At 62.6% G+C, this 1054-nt stretch carries 1 protein-coding gene; it reads left to right on the plus strand.

Features of this window, described 5'->3' with window-relative positions; genetic code table 11:
* Positions 1 to 109 precede the first annotated feature (109 nt).
* Positions 110 to 1024, plus strand: a complete 915-nt coding sequence (locus ACFQS1_RS40480; RefSeq protein ID WP_378978386.1) for an IS982 family transposase — start codon at positions 110 to 112, stop codon at positions 1022 to 1024.
* The last annotated feature ends 30 nt before the right edge of the window (positions 1025 to 1054 follow it).

A 1054-nucleotide genomic window follows, 5' to 3' on the forward strand; every position in this document is an offset into this window, starting at 1 on the left:
CTAGACGAGTGATGACCGGGGTTACCTGCGTGGATGGGGGTGGCTGCGGGGTGACGGGTGAGGGTCTCCATGATCGACGTTGCTGAGCAACGATGACCATGGAGGCCATGTGCACGTCGATTTGGAGACCCTCGCGACCGCACTCTACGTGAAGATCGACGACACGTTGAGAGCCGATCCTGATTTACGGCCCGTCTCGGTACCGAACGGGTTCACCCGCACGGTCTCAGACGCCGAACTGATCACCATGGCAGTCATGCAGTCCTTGCTCAACATTCGCTCCGAGCGACGCTGGATCCGCTACCTCGGCAAGAACCTACGACCGTTGTTCCCGGTCCAGCTCTCGCAATCGGGCTACAACAAACGCCTTCGGGCAGCCCGGCCCTTGCTGCAGTACTTCATCCGGCACCTCGCCTGCGACACCGACTTCTGGTTCGACAACCACTGGATCCTGGACTCCACCCCGGTCGAGTGCGGCCGCTCACGACCCACCGTGCAACGCTCGGACGCCGCCGGCTGGGCCACCTACGGCTACTGTGCGTCACACTCACGGTTCTTCTGGGGACTCCGGCTGTATCTGATCTGCACCCCGACCGGCATGCCCATCGTCTGGGCCCTGGCCGACGCGAAAATCGGCGAACGCGAAGTCGTGCAGGCCATGCTCGACCGCGAACCCGAACTGCTCACCTCCCGTCCCGGACTGCTGCTGATCACTGACAAAGGCTTCGCCGCGAAACGCTTCGAGGCCGATCTGGCCGAACGCGGCGTCACCCTGCTACGCCCGAACCGCAAAACCGAGAAACAACGCCCAGGCCAAAGCCTGCTGAAAACGGTCCGTCAGCTGATCGAGTCGGTCAACGACACCTTGAAAGGTCAACTCGACCTCGAACTACACGGCGGACGCACCTTCGACGGCATCGCCACCCGCATCGCCCAACGCCTACTCGCCATGACCGCCGCGATCTGGCACAACCACAAAACCGGCCAACCGGTCACCCGCAGCCTGATCGCCTACGACCACTGACCCAGCTCAACCCAGTCATCACTCGTCTAG

The organism is Paractinoplanes rhizophilus (genome assembly GCF_042664765.1).
In the GTDB taxonomy this organism is placed as follows: domain Bacteria; phylum Actinomycetota; class Actinomycetes; order Mycobacteriales; family Micromonosporaceae; genus Actinoplanes; species Actinoplanes rhizophilus.